Origin of the sequence: Pseudoalteromonas distincta, assembly GCF_005877035.1 — a bacterium.
In the GTDB taxonomy this organism is placed as follows: Bacteria; Pseudomonadota; Gammaproteobacteria; order Enterobacterales; family Alteromonadaceae; genus Pseudoalteromonas; species Pseudoalteromonas distincta.
Genome location: NZ_CP040558.1, coordinates 2,930,623 through 2,944,368 on the forward strand (window position 1 = coordinate 2,930,623; position 13,746 = coordinate 2,944,368).

General features: G+C 39.6%; 10 protein-coding genes. 4 read left to right on the plus strand and 6 right to left on the minus strand.

Translation table 11 applies throughout. The features are described 5' to 3' along the window. Positions 1-33: 33 nt before the first annotated feature. Positions 34-1,431: a PhoH family protein gene (locus FFU37_RS13090; RefSeq protein ID WP_138489667.1), complete on the minus strand. Its 1,398-nt coding sequence runs from the start codon at positions 1,429-1,431 to the stop codon at positions 34-36. A gap of 305 nt (positions 1,432-1,736) precedes the next feature. On the opposite strand from FFU37_RS13090, the gene rapA reads away from it, so the two are divergent. Both rapA and FFU37_RS13100 read left to right on the plus strand, forming a co-directional pair. Further along, entirely contained in the window at positions 1,737-4,631 is a 2,895-nt protein-coding gene (gene rapA / locus FFU37_RS13095; protein ID WP_138489668.1) for an RNA polymerase-associated protein RapA, read from the plus strand. A gap of 318 nt (positions 4,632-4,949) precedes the next feature. Next, positions 4,950-5,723 carry a YggN family protein gene (locus FFU37_RS13100; RefSeq protein WP_024595182.1) on the plus strand — a complete coding sequence of 258 codons (774 nt, stop codon included), beginning with the start codon at positions 4,950-4,952 and terminating at the stop codon, positions 5,721-5,723. Positions 5,724-5,821: 98 nt separating this feature from the next. Here the strand turns inward: FFU37_RS13100 and FFU37_RS13105 are convergent, their stop codons facing one another. Further along, entirely contained in the window at positions 5,822-8,251 is a 2,430-nt protein-coding gene (locus FFU37_RS13105) for a zinc-dependent metalloprotease (protein ID WP_138489669.1), read from the minus strand. A gap of 154 nt (positions 8,252-8,405) precedes the next feature. Here FFU37_RS13105 and FFU37_RS13110 point away from each other — a divergent pair, with 154 nt between their 5' ends. Further along, positions 8,406-9,374 (plus strand): class 1 fructose-bisphosphatase, encoded by a 969-nt coding sequence (locus FFU37_RS13110; protein ID WP_039488301.1) that lies wholly within the window; start codon positions 8,406-8,408, stop codon positions 9,372-9,374. 727 nt (positions 9,375-10,101) lie between these two features. Here FFU37_RS13110 and FFU37_RS13115 read toward each other — a convergent pair. Next, a complete protein-coding gene (locus FFU37_RS13115; RefSeq protein ID WP_004335492.1) occupies positions 10,102-10,428 on the minus strand; it encodes a hypothetical protein in 327 nt (108 codons plus the stop codon). A 43-nt stretch (positions 10,429-10,471) separates the two neighbouring features. On the opposite strand from FFU37_RS13115, the gene FFU37_RS13120 reads away from it, so the two are divergent. Beyond that, a complete protein-coding gene (locus FFU37_RS13120; protein WP_138489670.1) occupies positions 10,472-10,831 on the plus strand; it encodes a DUF5522 domain-containing protein in 360 nt (119 codons plus the stop codon). 450 nt (positions 10,832-11,281) lie between these two features. On the opposite strand, the gene FFU37_RS13125 is transcribed toward FFU37_RS13120, so the two are convergent. The 3 genes from FFU37_RS13125 to FFU37_RS13135 form a co-directional block, all read right to left on the minus strand. Beyond that, complete coding sequence (locus FFU37_RS13125; protein WP_138489671.1) at positions 11,282-12,115, minus strand: sulfurtransferase; 834 nt, start codon at positions 12,113-12,115, stop codon at positions 11,282-11,284. Between the two features lie 3 nt (positions 12,116-12,118). Beyond that, positions 12,119-12,544: an FAD synthase family protein gene (locus tag FFU37_RS13130; protein WP_004335499.1), complete on the minus strand. Its 426-nt coding sequence runs from the start codon at positions 12,542-12,544 to the stop codon at positions 12,119-12,121. A 76-nt stretch (positions 12,545-12,620) separates the two neighbouring features. Beyond that, complete coding sequence (locus FFU37_RS13135) at positions 12,621-13,685, minus strand: CDP-glycerol glycerophosphotransferase family protein (RefSeq protein ID WP_039488297.1); 1,065 nt, start codon at positions 13,683-13,685, stop codon at positions 12,621-12,623. Positions 13,686-13,746 lie beyond the last annotated feature (61 nt).

The following is a 13,746-nucleotide window of genomic DNA, read 5'->3' on the forward strand; positions in this document are numbered from 1 at the left end:
GATAGACTATCGAGCCAATTTGTTAAGCGCAAGTTATAAATTTTCTTCTGCAAATGACGCTAAGCGACTACGCACAACACCGTTGAGGTTTATTGTTGCGCTGCCTTCAAAGTTTTTAAAGCGCTCTACTATGTACGTCAAGCCCGATGTTACTGGCGTTAAATAGTTACTATCAATTTGCGCCAAGTTACCTGTACAAATTAATTTAGTACCTTCGCCGCAGCGAGTAATAATCGTCTTAAGCTGAGATGCCGTTAAATTTTGGCTCTCATCTAAAATTACCACCGCATTTTGAATGCTACGCCCGCGCATAAAGTTAACCGATTTAAACTGTACATTAGCCTTCTCCATAATGTAGTTTCGGCTTGATATCGGATTTTCGTCGCCTTTGTGCAATACCTCCAGCGTATCAGTGATAGCTGCAAGCCATGGCGCCATTTTTTCCTCCTCCGTGCCTGGTAAAAACCCAATAGACTCTGCTATTTCTGGCGTATTACGGGTAACTATTACTTTATCGTAAATACCTTTTTCGATGACCATTTCAAGAGCGCTGGCAAGTGCTAACAAGGTTTTACCGCACCCTGCTGGTCCTGTTAAAATAACAAGCTCAATACTTGTATCTAGCAGCGCATCGAGCGCCATTCCCTGATAAATATTTTTGGGCTTAACGCCCCATGCTTGTTGATGCATTAAACGCTCAACACCAATATCTTTGAGCGTTATGTGCTCGTCATCGTACGATTTAACGCGCGCCGCAAAATGCTCCCCTCCATCAAGTAAATATTCATTACAAAATACATCTGGTATTAAGTTTTTAGGCACATGATGAAACGTATCGCGTCCGTGCTGCTGCGTATTACACTCCCCTACATGATCCCAAAAATCCCCTTCAATTTTTTTATAACCACTAGTGAGTAGGCTTATATCGTCAATAAGTTGGTCGGTACGATAATCCTCAACATATTTAAGCCCGGCGCCTTTGGCTTTTAAACGCATGTTTATATCTTTTGTAACAAGTATTACTTTTGAATCACTGTGCTGCTTTTGTAAGTACACGGCGCAATTGATAATACGATGGTCGTTTTCGTTACCAGGCAAACCAGAAATGGAGTCGGCAAATAAATGGTCGTTTACAATAATGAGGGTACCGGCAGAGCTCGCTTTTGCCTTTTTGTTACTCGGCAGCGCCACGCCTTGTAGCATTTGTTCGGGCGTTGCATTTTTAAGTACTTCATCTAATCCACGAATAGCGACGCGCGCATCACGGCTTACGTCGTGTTTTCTGTCTTTTATATGGTCAAGCTCTTCAAGCACCGTCATCGGAATTACAACGTCATGCTCTTGAAAAGACAAATAAGCGAGTGGTTCGTGAAGTAGTACGTTGGTATCTAGCACATACATTTTACTTTCAAGGTTCGAAGCTTTTTCCATAGCACTTTCCTTACGTTTTATGATTTTTATGCTATACCAAAATAACTAAGTAAAACGGGCAAAACTTAAACCTGCAATACTTAATTGCTAAGGCATAATGTAAGTTTAGTCTATTTGTCATAAAAGTCCGTTTTATTACAAACTGTAATTAGTTTTGATTTACCTAAAAAAGAGTCATAAACAAGCTGTTTTAATAGTAATAATTAACACTTACAAAATTAATTAAAAGTGAGCCAAATAGCGCCTTGCAGTGGTGTTAGCTTACAGGTAACATAGCCGCCTTTTTCATCATAGACGAGACATACATGAATTTTTCCTTAGGTCAGCGTTGGATCAGTGATACAGAGTCAGATTTAGGATTAGGCACCGTTGTTGCCATTGAAGGCCGTCAGGTCAGCATATTATTTCCTGCCAGTGGTGAAAACCGTGTTTATTCTAGTGCAGAGGCACCTGTTACCCGTGTGGCATTTAATCCTGGCGATGTGATCAAAAGCGTTGAAGAATGGGAATTAGAAGTAGAGTCTATTGAAGTACAAGGCGAGTTACTCTGTTATCACGGCACCCGTGTTGATAATGGCGAAACGGCCAAGTTAAAAGAGACCTTTTTAGATCATTTTATTAAGTTTAATAAACCACAAGATCGTTTATTTGCAGGCCAAGTCGATCGTTTTGATCGCTACACACTTCGCTACCAAACGTGGTTACATAAATTTGAACGTGAGCAATCGCCTATTAAAGGCTTAATTGGTCAGCGTGCTAATCTTATTCCACACCAGCTTTATATTGCCCAAGAAGTGGGTAAACGTTTTGCACCACGCGTACTTTTATCAGATGAAGTAGGCCTTGGTAAAACAATTGAAGCGGGCATGATACTACATCAACAAATTATTAGTGGCCGTGCGAGTCGCGTACTTATTGTGGTGCCTGAAAACTTACAGCACCAATGGTTAGTAGAAATGCTACGCCGCTTTAACTTACGCTTTTCTATTTTTGATGAAGAGCGCTGCGACGAAGCGTTTGCAGATTCTCCAAACGTATTTGATACAGAGCAACTAGTACTTACCAGCCTTGAGTTTTTAACCAAGAAAAAACGTTGGTTTGAACAAGCAACGCTTGCTGATTGGGATCTTTTAGTAATAGATGAAGCCCATCATCTAAGTATCAATAACGGCAAGCCAAGCTCAGAGTACCAACGTATGGCAGAGCTTAGCCAAGATATTCCGGGCCTTATTTTGCTTACAGCAACGCCTGATCAACTTGGTCACAGCAGTCACTTTGCGCGTTTACAATTACTCGATCCGGATCGTTTTTACGACTACGACGTGTTTAAAGAAGAAGAAGCAAATTATAAAGACGTAGCGCAAGCGGCAAATCAATTACTGCAAGAGCAAGCTCTGGACGACGCAGCCAAAGCCACGCTAATTGAGCTATTAAAAGAAACCGATATTACTGATATTCTTGAAAAAGCACAGCAAGGTGATTTACCAGCGCGTAAAGAAATACTTAACATGCTACTCGATCGCCATGGCACAGGTCGTATATTATTCAGAAATAGCCGCAGCGGCATTGATGGCTACCCAAGCCGTAAATTACACGCCTACCCAATGGCATTACCAAAGCAGTATAAAACGGCTATGTCGGTTCTTGGTAACATGGGCGGCATTCAAAACCCTGAACTAAGTGCACACCGTGCTCTGTTTCCTGAAAAAATATTTCAAGAATTTGAAGGCGAAAGCGCAAGCTGGGGTTTATTCGATCCACGCGTAGATTGGTTAATCGACACTCTTAAAACACTTAAGCGCGAAAAAGTACTGCTTATATGTGCTAAAGCTGAAACCGCTATTAGCCTTGAGCAAATACTGCGTGAACGTGAAGCAATTAAAGCGTCGGTATTTCACGAAGGCATGTCTATTATTGAGCGTGACCGCGCTGCTGCATTTTTTGCAGACGAGTACGATAATGCACAAATATTACTGTGTTCAGAAATTGGCTCAGAAGGTCGTAATTTCCAGTTCTCGCATCACTTAGTACTGTTTGATTTACCACTGAACCCAGATTTGCTCGAACAACGTATTGGTCGATTAGACCGTATAGGTCAAACGCAAGATGTGAACATTCATGTGCCATATTTTGAAAACACCGCTCAAGAAGTATTGCTACGTTGGTACAACGAAGGTCTAGATGCATTCGAATCTACATCAACAACTGGCCAAATGCTTTATAAAGAGTTCCGTGACGATCTACTTGAATATATTTCTGCGCATAACTGCGATGAAGACGAACTCGATCCATTACTTGAGCAAGTAGCACAGCAAAATGCAGTACTGCGTAAAAAAATGGAAAGCGGACGAGATCGTTTACTAGAGCTACATTCATCGGGTCAAGGTGCTGCAGATTCGCTTGTAGCTGAAATAGAAAAACTCGATAATCAGTTTGAATTACCAAGCTACATGATCAACGTGTTCGACACATTTGGCGTAAGCCAAGAAGATAAAGGCGAAAACACCATTATCTTAAAGCCAACGGAACATATGTTAAATGCATCGTTCCCATCGCTTAAAGAAGACGGTATGACGGTTACCTTTGATCGCGACACTGCACTTTCGCAAGAAGACGTACATTTTATCAGCTGGGATCACCCTATGGTGCAAGGCACCATGGATATGATTTGTGACGACGACTTTGGTAGCGCATCGGTGGCTTTACTTAAAAACAAAAAGTTACCGCCTGGTACCTTTTTTGTTGAGCTTATTTTTGTTGCAGAAGCAATGGCACCAAAAGTATTGCAAGTTGGTCGCTTTTTACCGCCTACACCAATTCGTATATTACTCGATAAAGCAGGTAATAACCTAGGTGAAAACGTGGCATTTGAAGGCTTTAATCAGCAGTTATCAGCCGTTGGCCGCCAAACAGCAAGTAAGCTTGCAGGTGCATTGCAAAGCGCTGTTCACCCGATGATCACTACCGCTAAAGATATGGCACAAGAAAAACTTGAAGTTATTCGCGCAGCGTCACTTGCTAAAATGCAAACGTCACTCAGTGAAGAGCAAGAGCGACTTGTTGCCCTTAAGCAAATTAATCCGAATATTCGCCAAGAAGAAATTACCTTCTACGATAAGCAACGTAACGACCTAACTACGTATATTGAAAAAACGCAGTTACAACTTGATGCAATTCGCTTAATAGTGGTTTCACACTAAATATTTAGTTTTTGAGCCGACTCCAGAGTAAATTTAGAGTCGGCAATTAAGCTTAATTGATATAAATAGCTATATCTTTTTAAACTTCATTTAAAAACCACGTGCTCTTATTTTACTATGAGCCAATTCTACCCTCTCTAGCTATATATTAAGCCCTTTGTTGGACTGTTGATTTTGCCCAACATAACCGTATCTAAAAACTCAAGCTGCACTCTATACAACTATTCTGTGAGATAGTTGATAGGTTTATTTTCCCTTGCATAAAGTTGTTTTTTTGTTAACCTACTCGCCTTCCATTTTAGTCTTTTTGAGGTGTTTATGGCGTTTCTATCTCGTTCGATATTGGCGTTATCCATGGCGCTCTCAAGCACTAGTGTCTTTGCTCAAGCCCAATGCGATGTTGAATTACGTCATGGTTTAATTATTACTGACGATGCAATTCGCATATTAGATAAAGGCCAAACTCGTGTCCAAATTAATAACAATAACCAACTGTTTATTCGCGGTTATTGGGTTGATTTAAGCGATGACGAAAGCAAAGTACTCGAACAGTTTAGTAATGGTATTCGCCACACAGTCCCCGAATTAGTAAACCTTGCTACCGATGGTGTTAACTTAGGTTTAAGCGCTATTGAACACGTAGTTGAAGGTATGTCAGACAAAGAACCTGAAGTACTTAAAACACAATTGCAGTATGTAGAGCGCGCGCTAATGGATAAGTTTAAGCGCGGAGATGACTTCTTTTTTATAGCCCCTCAATCACTTTCGCAAATAGATGATTTTTTTACTAAAGAGATCAGCCAGCAAATTCACTCTGCTGTGCATGGATCGTTAGGTGCTATTTTGGTATCACTTGGAGATGCGTTTAAATCGCGTGAAGGTAATATAGAAGATCGCATTAACGACATGGGGCAACGCATGGATATTATCTCAAGAGAAATTGATAAATCGCTACAAAAAAAGGCACATCAATTAGAGCTTAAGGCTTCTGAGTATTGCGAATGTTTAAATGCACTCGATGTAACCGAATCTCGCTTACAGGCAATAGTACCTGGTATGGCCGATTACGATTTAGTGCAAATAAAGTCTTAGAGTACGTATTCGTTTTTAGAATAAAATAACACCGAGTATAAATATACTCGGTGTTTTGCTTTATGATTGATTTAAAATAAGCGCTTCTACTTTTTATTCTAAATTGGTGAGCCCGGTGGGATTGGCAGCACTTTAAAGTTGTTTGGCCATTGCCCTTTAATTAAAAACTGATTTACTTGCTCAGCTAAATATTGCTTAAACGCACTCTCGCCAGTACTTGTATGGCTCAGCATTGAGTTTTGGTTAAAGTCTTCACTCAATTTAACTAAGTAGTAACGTAACTGCGCTTGCACTTCAGGGCTTGCACTATCGCTTGCTACTAAATCAGCCATGGCTTTTGCAGTTAAAAATTGCACGCGCTGAGTTATTTTACCTGTCATTGTATTAGGTGATGACGCGTTAAACACTTGGCCATATAGCTCCTCAAGTAACTCATCTAAACTATAAAAGTCATTACTACGTGCTTGCTGCTGCGCTAGGCGGTTTAAACGTTGTGCGTTTAATAAAAGCGACAAGCTGTGCTGCACTGCAACCTCGGGTAATGCCATTGCATCGAGCGTTAACCCTGTGCGCCCAACTATGCTCTCGCGCGACTTAGACTCGCCGTATGCTTTTGGTGGAATAAGTGATAGTACCGATTCAGGAAGTAATAAGTTACTTGGCTTAAGCGTTGCAAAAATAGCGTTTACCGCTTCTTGTTGCATTTTTTTATCAACCACTTGCGCACCTTTTACGGGTGAGTCACTGCGTGTTTCGTATTCGTAATCAACACCGGCTATAAGCTTCACCGCAGCCTCAACCTGAAAACGGTGAAACAGATAAAGCGGAACTAGTTTTTCCTCTAATTGCGATAATGAATCGCCCGTTTTAATATTATTAATACCAAACTGCGAAAGCGCTTTTTTACGTACGTCGAGTACTCGTAAAAGCTCCTGCGAAGGATTAGTGCCGTTATCCCATAAATGAGCGGTTGGATGTGCGCCACCTTTAGCACGAGCGTCGCTATCTGATATAAACTCAAGGCCTTTAGTTTTGTTCTCTTTTAAAATAGCAGCGAGTTCTGCGCTTTCATCTTGGTTAGTGAAATCGCTATAGCCATATTTAATTACTTGGGTATCCCATACGCCCATGCCTGTTGCATACCCGCGCGTTACATCAAGCTTACCTTGTTCATTAAAACTAAGTAGCGGATGTGGGTAATCCATTACAGAAGCTCTATCACCTACCGATGCCGCAAAGTTATGAGCAATACCTAACGTGTGACCAATTTCATGCGCACTTAATTGGCGAATACGATCAAGCGCCATTGCTTGCAAGTTTTTAGCAACTTCATTGCCTTTTAAATAAGGAGCAGCGAGTGCTTCAGCTATTAAAATATCTTGGCGAACACGCAATGAGCCAAGTGTTACATGCCCTTTAAGTATTTCACCTGTACGTGGGTCGATTACAGAACTTCCGTATGACCAACCACGCGTTGCACGGTGTACCCATTGAATGACGTTGTAACGAATATCCATAGGGTCGGCACTACTTGGCAACACTTTTACTATAAATGCATTTTTATATCCTGCAGCAGTGAATGCGTCGTTCCACCATTTTCCACCTTCAAGCAAAGCGCTTTTAACGGGCTCTGGAACGCCAGGATCAAGGTAATAAACAATTGGTTTAACAGGTTCACTAATAGGTAAACTTGAGTCCTTTTTAGTTAGACGATGACGCGGTATATAACGCACATACATAGACTCACCAAGCGGCGCTGCGTAATCTTTATGTTCTATACTCCAAAAACCTGATTGCGGATTAAACTTACGAGGTGTGTAGTTATCATCTGGTAATTGAATAAGTGAATGATGCATATGAACAGTAAGCGCATATGGGTCGGCACTTACTTGGCGAACAAATTCACCTGGTTTTGTGCCCTTAAATGTAAGTACGGCTTCAAGCTCGGTGTTTTTTACAAATGCTTTTGAGCGATTCATATAAACGGCGCTACGTGATTCATCAAGGCTAAAGTTGCCTTGCTTACGTGCAGCAAGCGTGCGACTTACACCGTGTACATCACTTAATAAATAAGGCGTGTAATCAATAAGTGCTGTGGCTTTATCTTCTGCGACTACTTTAAAACCAGCAAGTATACTTGATGCAAACGCTTCTTTAATACTTTGCTGTTCAGCCTTGTTACTTGTATTAGCACGATAGTAAGTATTTACAGCGCGTAGCATTACTTTGTCGCCAAAACGCTCAAACTGCACAAGGTGAGTATTACCAAGCTGACCTCTATCAAGGCCTATGTCGTTAGAGCCAATACCGTAAGGCAAGCTTTGCTGCAGTAAAAATTGTTGTTCAAACTTATCAACTTTTAAATATACTTTTCCGTTTTGGGTATCGTAAAAAAACGAATAATAGCCCGGAAAATGATTCATTTGCGTAGTAAATTCATCAATTGACTTAATTGCTGCGTGCGCTTGAGTTATGATAGAGCACAGCACAGTAAAGAATATGTAACTTAGTAGTGGTATTTTTTTCATAATCTTATCTTTGTTATTTGTGTTTTAAGTACGATTAGGTGGTCCCATTATAGGGTGCTATTTAAACAATACAGTTATTTAAGACGAATTTCAGCGCTCTAAGCTAATCTCTCTCACATTATGATTGGTTTTAACACGTTATCAGGAAAATAGAATGCGTAGACTCCCTCCAGTATTACTTGAAGATGGTTGTTCAAGAGAACTTTTATCATTAATTCGAACAATTTTAGCGGCATGTAAAGAAATTTCGTTTCGCGTTGGTCAAGGCGCGCTTTCTGGCGTATTAGGCTCAACCCTTGATGAAAACATTCAAGGTGAAACTCAAAAAAAGCTCGATGTATTATCTAATCAGCTGTTAAAAGATATTTTACTGGAATCAGGTACGGTTAAAGCAATCGCGTCTGAAGAAGAAGACTACACAGTAGCAGGTAACCCAGACGCTAAATTTATAGTGGCATTTGACCCACTCGATGGCTCGTCAAATACCGATATTAACTCACTTGTGGGTACTATATTTTCTATTATGGAAGCGCCTGCAGGTTCTGACGCTGCTGATCAAAGCATATTTATGCAGCCCGGCCATAAGCAAGTTGCTGCAGGTTACGTGCTTTACGGTCCGTCAACAATGCTTGCGCTGACTACAGGTAAAGGCACGCGCATGTTTACTCTTGATAAAACACAAGGCAGCTTTTTACTTACACAAGATTTTGCCGAAATCCCTGCTGATACAAACGAATTTGCCATTAATACGTCTAACCAACGCCATTGGCAGCCAGCTATGCAAAACTATATCAATGATTTGCTAGCAGGCGATACAGGCCCGCGCGCTAAAAACTTTAATATGCGCTGGATTGCAGCAATGGTGGGCGATGTGCATCGCGTGCTTAGCCGTGGTGGTTTGTTTACTTACCCTACCGACACTAAAGATCCTAAAAAGCCAAATAAATTACGCCTACTTTATGAAGCAAACCCAATGGCTATGTTAGTAGAGCAAGCTGGCGGTATCGCATCGACCGGTACTGAGCGTATTATGGATATTCAGCCTGATGCAATCCACCAGCGAGTAGCTGTTATTTTAGGTTCTAAAAACGAAGTAGAAACGTGCTTGGGATATCATAAATAATCGCTTAAAACGGTTGTCTTCAATTTAAAAAACCGCATTCAATTGAAGTGCGGTTTTTTTGTAGGTGAGGTTTTATACCTCATTTTTTAACACCAAAGCTACATTACATGAGCGCGAAGTAAATTCGCACCTACGGTTTAGTGTATGTTGTAGGTGAGGTTTTACACCTCACTTTTTAAACACCAAAGCTACGTTATATGAGCGCGAAGTAAATTCGCACCTACGGTTTAGTGTATATTGTAGGTGAGGTTTTACACCTCGCTTTTTAAACACCAAAGCCACGTTACATGAGCGCGAAATAAATTCGCACCTACGGTTTGGTGTATGTTGTAGGTGAGGTTTTACACCTCGCTTTTAAACACCAAAGCCACGTTACATGAGCGCGAAATAAATTCGCACCTACGGGGTTGGCGTTTGTTGTAGGTGAGGTTTTACACCTCGCTTTTTAAACTCCAAAGCCACGTTATATGAGCGCGAAGTAAATTCGCACCTACAGGGTTGCACATATTGTAGGAGAGGTTTTACACCTCGCTTTTTAAATACCAAAGCCACGTTACATGAGCGCGAAATAAATTCGCACCTACAGGTCTATGCCCCATGTTGTAGGTGAGGTTTTATACCTCGCTTTTTAAACACCAAAGCCACGTTACATGAGCGCGAAATAAATTCGCACCTACGGTTTGGTGTATGTTGTAGGTGAGCTTTTACACCTCGCTTTTTAAACAAATCAAACTTTTACTAACGCAACTATTTGAGCAAGCTTTTGATGATTAAGCTCTCCCATTTGCTCGCTATTACTGAGCGCATAAATAAAACCTTCGTGCTCAGTACAATCAATATCATCTCGCGATTCAATTACGTTTGCCCAAAGCTCTAAATCATCTAAGTCTATTTCGTTACTTAAACAGCGTTTAAGCACATCAATTAAAACCTCGGTTGAGAGAGTATAATGAGTTTTATTGCTATCAGCAGGGCTTGAAACGATAACCGATATAGCTTCGTCCCTTTGCTCACCAAATGTAATAAATTCAGCTAATGCTTTTTGTGTATTCATAATATTTGTTATTCTTGGCTCACTGTTACTAAAAAGAATTATAATGACTGAACTTAACTGCACTCAATGCCACAGTACTTTAACGTGTAATGTAGACGATATATCAGCGTGTTGGTGCAATGAGCTGCCGGCTATTTTACCGCTTGATATCACAGCAACAAGTTGTTTATGCCGCAAGTGTACGCTTAATAAAATAAATACTTTTTTAGAGGGTGTTTATACACAACCTATTAAAACCCAAATAGACTTTGCAAAGCAATATAGAGGTAACGACAATTTAATTGAAGGGCTCGACTACACCATGCAAAGTGGTTACATGGTATTTAGTAAGTGGTTCTTTTTAAAGCGTGGTTCGTGCTGCAAAAATGGTTGTAAAAACTGCCCTTATGGTTTTAGAAAGTAAAAGCTATTTAATACAACTACGAGCAAACATTGGTTTTTACCTTCTCATTTTCTTCTCTTTCACTTCTCCTTGTGAATAATATTTTTAAGTACTGTTATTCACAAGGAGGTTTAGAGGCGCTGCGCTTTTAGAGTAAGTGATTGTATAAAAAGAGTATTCAAATGCGAGCAAGCACTGGTTTTTACCTTCTCATTTTCTTCTCTTTCACTTCTCCTTGTGAGTAATATTTTTAAATACTGTTATTCACAAAGAGATTTAGAGGCGCTGCGCTTTTAGAGTAAGTGATTGTATAAAAAGAGTATTCAAATACGAGTAAGCATTGGTTTTTACCTTCTCATTTTATTCTCTTTCACCTCTCCTTGTGAGTAATATTTTTAAATACTGTTATTCACAAAGAGGTTTAGAGTCGCTGCGGCTTTAACGTGAGCAAGCTCTAAACCCACAACACATCTACTTTTCTCCTGTGGCGATGGGTAATGAATCACTTGCACCCCACTCGCTCCACGAGCCATCATAAACGCTTAAATTACTGTAACCACATTCAGTAGCAAATAACGCTAAAACACAGGCTGTAATACCTGATCCACAGCTAAATTGTAGCTGCTGCGCATCACCGATTACGTCACTAAATATCGCTTTAATTTCGGCAAGTGGTTTAGCTTCACCTTTATTAAGTAAATCCATAAAAGGCAACGAGCAACTATTTGGGATATGCCCGCTACGCATGCCTTTTCGGGGTTCACTTTCTTCGCCTGTAAAACGCTTATAAGCACGTGCATCTAGCAATACAGTGCTGGGCTCATCAATTGCGTCAACCACTTGTTGGCTATTGATAAAATACTCAGAATTATAGCTTGCCGTAAAATCACCTTTACCTAACGATTTGCTATAACCTTGCTGTGTGGCGTAACCGCTTTCTAACCACCTTTTAAGGCCACCACTGAGTACTTTTACGTTGTGGTGCCCCATAGCTTTAAACATCCACCACGCCCTTGCTGCGCTAAATAAACCGCCATCTTCGTATACAACTATAAACGAATCGTTATTTACACCTGCATTTTGCATCACGTGGGTAAACTGCTGCTCGCTGCATACCGTACTTGGTAAGGGATTTGATCTATCGGCCAACTCGTTTTTTATGTCAAAACGTTTAGCGTTGGGCAGCATTGCTTGCGGCGAATAAGTACCCAAAACACCTGGGCGCAGCATACCTGCATCAAATATCACTAATGCAGGGTTGTGGAGTTGCTCGTGTAATTGCTGACAGCTAATTAGGTTTTTCATTAACTATTTAGCACTACATATTTTGTCTAAGACGTTTCTTAATTTTGTACTAGATGTATGAGATGTATAAGAGAAATAACATATCTCAACATTAAACTTTTTAAAGTCAGCTTCTATTTGGTTCCACTTATCGGTGCCCTTCCAATCATCACCCACGAACATTTTATCAAATTTTAAGTTGTTCCAGGCTTCTTCTTTGTCATAATTAACCTGAGGAACAACTTCATCAACAAATTTTATTGCTTCAACTATTTCCATACGCTCCTGAAAAGGAATCACTGGCTCTTTATTTTTAGCTGACTTGCTTAACTCATCGGTAGTAATACCCACAATTAAGTAATCACACTCTAATTTGGCTCTTTTCAGAATATTTAAATGACCTATGTGGAATAAGTCAAAAACACCCGTTGTATATCCAATTTTTTTCATTTCTAAAGCCTAATTATAATTTAGAGTTTATAAATCCTTTTAGTAGTTCGATTACATCCAAATACTTTTGTAATAGTTACTTATTTTTCATTAAATATTGAACAATTCTATTACTTGCCTTACCGTCCATTTTACCCGCTAACTTTTCTGACAAAGACAATCTAATATTAGCTAAGCTTTCTGGTTCAGCCAGTTGTTGTTCAACTAACTTTTTAAGGTTTTTATATTTTTTGGCGTGTATAGCAACATTCGCATACTCACCATAATCTTGATCCATTCGCTTTTTAAAACGATATGAAAATATTCCTTTGTATCCCCACCGCAACTTCAAAAAATCGCACCAAATGACCGGCTTGTTTAACAGAGCAAATTCAAATAAAGCTGAAGATGCATCACTAATCAATAAATCTGCTTTATCTAAAAAAGGCACTAGCGAATAATCTTCTACTTTTGCTAAGTATACATTGGGATACGTTGACCAATGATCTAGCAATTTCAAGTGTTTTTTATAACGCTCTTTACTAATAGAAAAGTAATGAGGTTTTATTAAGATGTTATAATCGCCAAAATGTTCCGGCCAATTTTCAGGAAATAACTCTAAGCTGCTTGGATAAAATGTAGGAGCGTATAAAATAGTTTGTTTTTTATTATCAAAGTTAGTTAATTCTAACGTGCCATCAATTTTTTCCTTATTGAAAATAGGGTCTAATTTGCAAAAGCCTACATCAACAAATTCATCATTTGGATACATTGATTTTAAACGGTTTAGCCTGTACTGACCTTCAACAAACCTAACCGTCATTGCTTGACTAGACTTAGTATAGTAACTTGATTTAGGGCCTATTCCGTGTCCAAGCTGAGCGCTTTTAGATACTTTATGTAAGCGGTCTAGGTAACAAAAAGAGTTAGCAAAAAAAACCCAATCAGCTTTTTCATTTTCGTAATAAGCAATTGATTGTTGTTGTTCGTTAACCCAGATGTGCTCTAAGTCATAGTCATCTATAACACGCTGAATTAAATGTTCATGGCTATTTTTATAAAATACAAATTTACTTTTGATGCCATTTCTACATAATTCTTTATATACAGGGATATACTGAGGGAGATAGTAAAGGCTTTGTGTATCAAAAATTATATTCATATAGGATCACTATTATTTTTTCTTTATATTCTACCTTGAAAGGAGCATAACAAAAACAAAG

Excerpts from the sequence above, each read along its gene's own strand:
- FFU37_RS13115 (WP_004335492.1), bottom strand. The coding sequence starts at position 10,428 with ATGAATACACAAAAAGCATTAGCTGAATTTATTACATTTGGTGAGCAA.
- FFU37_RS13105 (WP_138489669.1), bottom strand. The coding sequence starts at position 8,251 with ATGAAAAAAATACCACTACTAAGTTACATATTCTTTACTGTGCTGTGC.
- FFU37_RS13125 (WP_138489671.1), bottom strand. The coding sequence starts at position 12,115 with ATGAAAAACCTAATTAGCTGTCAGCAATTACACGAGCAACTCCACAAC.
- FFU37_RS13110 (WP_039488301.1), top strand. The coding sequence starts at position 8,406 with ATGCGTAGACTCCCTCCAGTATTACTTGAAGATGGTTGTTCAAGAGAA.
- FFU37_RS13090 (WP_138489667.1), bottom strand. The coding sequence starts at position 1,431 with ATGGAAAAAGCTTCGAACCTTGAAAGTAAAATGTATGTGCTAGATACC.
- rapA (WP_138489668.1), top strand. The coding sequence starts at position 1,737 with ATGAATTTTTCCTTAGGTCAGCGTTGGATCAGTGATACAGAGTCAGAT.
- FFU37_RS13130 (WP_004335499.1), bottom strand. The coding sequence starts at position 12,544 with ATGAAAAAAATTGGATATACAACGGGTGTTTTTGACTTATTCCACATA.
- FFU37_RS13135 (WP_039488297.1), bottom strand. The coding sequence starts at position 13,685 with ATGAATATAATTTTTGATACACAAAGCCTTTACTATCTCCCTCAGTAT.
- FFU37_RS13120 (WP_138489670.1), top strand. The coding sequence starts at position 10,472 with ATGACTGAACTTAACTGCACTCAATGCCACAGTACTTTAACGTGTAAT.
- FFU37_RS13100 (WP_024595182.1), top strand. The coding sequence starts at position 4,950 with ATGGCGTTTCTATCTCGTTCGATATTGGCGTTATCCATGGCGCTCTCA.